This window comes from uncultured Coprobacter sp. (genome assembly GCF_947855755.1).
Lineage (GTDB): Bacteria > Bacteroidota > Bacteroidia > Bacteroidales > Coprobacteraceae > Coprobacter.
This window is the reverse complement of sequence record NZ_CANUAR010000058.1, coordinates 1-3,159: the sequence shown is the minus strand read 5'-3', so window position 1 is coordinate 3,159 and position 3,159 is coordinate 1. Positions and strand designations below refer to the sequence as shown.

The 3,159-nt window shown below is 38.9% G+C and carries 5 protein-coding genes; all 5 read left to right on the top strand.

Translation table 11 applies throughout. The annotated features are described in order from the left end of the window. Positions 1–245 precede the first annotated feature (245 nt). Positions 246–974: a hypothetical protein gene (locus Q0093_RS14800; RefSeq protein WP_297932021.1), complete on the top strand. Its 729-nt coding sequence runs from the start codon at positions 246–248 to the stop codon at positions 972–974. Positions 975–1,079: 105 nt separating this feature from the next. After that, entirely contained in the window at positions 1,080–1,742 is a 663-nt protein-coding gene (locus Q0093_RS14795; RefSeq protein WP_297932019.1) for a hypothetical protein, read from the top strand. A gap of 29 nt (positions 1,743–1,771) precedes the next feature. After that, positions 1,772–2,026 carry a hypothetical protein gene (locus tag Q0093_RS14790; RefSeq protein WP_297932018.1) on the top strand — a complete coding sequence of 85 codons (255 nt, stop codon included), beginning with the start codon at positions 1,772–1,774 and terminating at the stop codon, positions 2,024–2,026. Positions 2,027–2,248: 222 nt separating this feature from the next. After that, on the top strand, positions 2,249–2,416 hold the full coding sequence (locus Q0093_RS14785) for a hypothetical protein (RefSeq protein WP_297932015.1): 168 nt from the start codon (positions 2,249–2,251) through the stop codon (positions 2,414–2,416). A gap of 175 nt (positions 2,417–2,591) precedes the next feature. Beyond that, positions 2,592–3,159 (top strand): site-specific integrase (locus Q0093_RS14780; protein WP_297932013.1); only part of this gene is annotated, 568 nt, incomplete at its 3' end.

Sequence of the window (3,159 nt, the reverse complement as noted above, 5' to 3'; positions counted from 1 at the left end):
TTGGAGCGGGTGGAGCGCAACCACGGCGCGTCATGTAAACGCTTTTAGAAGCGCCCACGGCCTCCCGATGATCGACAAAAAGGAATGGCTTGCAATGGAAATTGACCAGTAAAACCGCACAAATAAAATAATAAAGATTGTGCAAAAAGTTAATTGAAATAATGCAATAAAAAGTGTATAATAAATACATAAACAAAAGGCAAACAAACTCAAAAAGGGTTACAAAAAGAAAAGGAGAATTTATAATGACAAAGTACAATGCAATCGAAAATGAAGTTCGTGAGTCCTACAAAGAAAAGGGAAAGAACATCCGCTTTTATATCCATCATGGATATATGGCAAGTTGGTCCGATGAATACAAAAAAGAGTCCGATGAGGGCATTAGAAAATACTCCACCGACTACAGATGGAGTCAGTACCAGTCCGGAAAAATCAGCAGGGAGAAAGCTGTCGAACTGGCGGTTGTTCGTGAGCTGAAAAGATTAGAAAAAGAGCTTTTAACAGACCTTGAAAGACTGGAAGCAATCGAAAACGCTAAAATACCATCGTTTATTTCTATCAAAACAGAATGGGTTCGAAATAGAACATGGGGGAACAATCCGCACACGGAAATTTATGTGCAGGGTGTAGGCTATCATGAAGGCAGCGCATCCGGTTGTGGATATGATAAAGAAAGTGCAGCATTTGCAAGTGCCGCAAAAGGCAGTTTTGCACTTAAAAAAATTCTTTGTGAACTGAAAGAAGCCGCCTTGAAAGAAGGAAAATCCGATAAAAGTAAAACCGCTTGTACTGGGATTGATAATCGGGAAGTATGCGGATATGGCGCGGGATACGAACCAATCCCATACTTTGAAGGCGGAGTCGGAATGAATAGTATAATTTCCATCTTTAAAAGATACGGATATGAGGTTATGGAAAGCCACGGAAAAAGATATGATTCCTATGAATTAGAATTGAAAAAGGAAGAAGAATAATCCTTGTATGGTTTTCTCGCGGGTTTTACTAATAAAGCCCGCGCCCATTCCCGAAAGGGATAGCAGACAGAAAAAACAAACATGAAAAAAGAAAGAGGTAATATTATGTTAAACGCTGAGAAAATTCTGAAACTGATGGATGAATGCAAATTTGATGACGTTAGAAAACTTTGCCTGTCTGAAATTGCCGCAAAGATGAACAAGGAAAAAGGCGGGAAATCTGCTGAAAAAGCAGTAAAGGCTATGGAAAAGTATGTAAAACAGCGGTGCAGTAAAGTTAATCCGGATTTGCGTGGATGGTTTAAGGTAGATATCGGGCTTGATGGTTACTATTGTGTGTGTGATGGATACACGGCAATTTTGCTAGACCCGGAAAAAGTCGCTGATCTGCCTTTTGAGCAGTCAGCAGGAATGAACGTTGCGCAGTGTTTTCCACCTGCATGGGAAAGTTTTGAGAAAATCGAGATTCAAGAAGAAGAATTAAAAGCCGTACATAAAAACGCGCGCAACTTTACAAAAACTTTTTCTAATCGTGGAAGTAAAGGAATTATTGTAAAATTTGGGGATATGGCAATCGATACTGAACGGATGGTTGACGTTGTATCGACTTTGGGAAGTGGGACACTTTTCAAGAATCCAAACAATAAAGGCGCTTGTGTATATGAGTCTGATTTGGGAATCGGATTGATTTTACCACTGAAACCAAAGAAAGAATCTGATATTAAGCAGTATAGCGAATACGTCGAGATGATAAAAGCAAATTTATAGCATATTCGAATTATGAAAGGGAAATTATTATGAACGCAAACAAAAACACCAATATCAAAGAATGGTACACAAAAACTTTTGCTGATGATGAATTAGGAGAAAATCTCACCGAAGGCAAAACATTTTATGATTTGTTTTATGCCCTTGACCGTTACCATAACATTTATGAAGAGCTCGGGATTGATGATTCTTTAGTTAGAGAGCGACTTTTTGAAGAATTATCTTCAATCATGGGAGTTGACTATGATGAAATCTATGAGCAGTGGATGAAATGCGAAGGTTAAATTTATAGCATATTCCAAAAACGAAGGGAGAAATAACAATGGAAATAACACGGAAGAATTTGCAAAAGCTTGCTAAGAATTGTAAATACAACCCACAAGAAATAGGCGCTTGTGTTTTGCGGGATTTGGGGTATAACGTCAAAATATATATTTATAGTAATGGCGTTGCAGTCACAGACAAAAACGGAAAACTAGTTTATTTTGTGTAAAGGAGAAAAAACGATGAAAAAAGCATTGATCAAACAGAAATTGATAGGAGCAGGGATTTTCCTGATCTTCTTGTTAGGGCTTGTCATTGCAGCGGCATTGAAAGAAGATTGTACATTTTTCTTGTTTGCCTTGCCGTTGTCAGCTCGTGTAGCATTGTCGAGAAAACTTCTGTATAAATAGGGGGTAGTGGAAATGATTAAACTATTAGATATTAGATACACTTTCAAGGGAAGGCGCTGGAAAATTCCAGCCTTTTCCTTGCTCTGGTGGGCGTGTGTTTTGGCAAGTGTTGCAATCATCCTATCAATCCCGCTTTCGTTTGCCGTGATCCCGTACATTCTTTTTATTTGATTTGATGGAGGCTTTTACAATGCTGGAAAATATCAATGGCTTTATCTCATATCTTAAAATCGTAGAAAACAAGAGTTTAAACACGATGAAGGCATATCAAAGAGACTTGATAGAGTTTTCGGACTTTATGCAGGGAAAAGGGATTGGAGATGTCAAAGACGTCTCCAAAACTGATATATTGACCTTCCTGGAATACCTTAATCAGAAAGGAGATGGAACCGCGACACGTTCCAGAAAATTAAGTGCGCTTAAATCGTTCTTTGCCTATCTGTACAGTTACGATTATATCAGCAAGGAAATTACAAGGAATATCAAGGCCCCGAAAATATCAAAGAAACTGCCTGTTACCGCTACAGGTGAAGAATCGGAAAAGATCATAGATGCAGCCTTTCAAGAAGGAAAATGCGTTTTTAACAAGTATCGAGACAAAGCGATAGTATCCATTATGTTTTGCGCGGGCCTACGTCGGCAGGAAGTGCTTGATCTGAGCGTGAACGATATTGACATCGTGAGCGGTCGAGTGCTGGTTCACGGTAAGGGCGATAAGCAGCGGCTTGTATACATGAATGAAT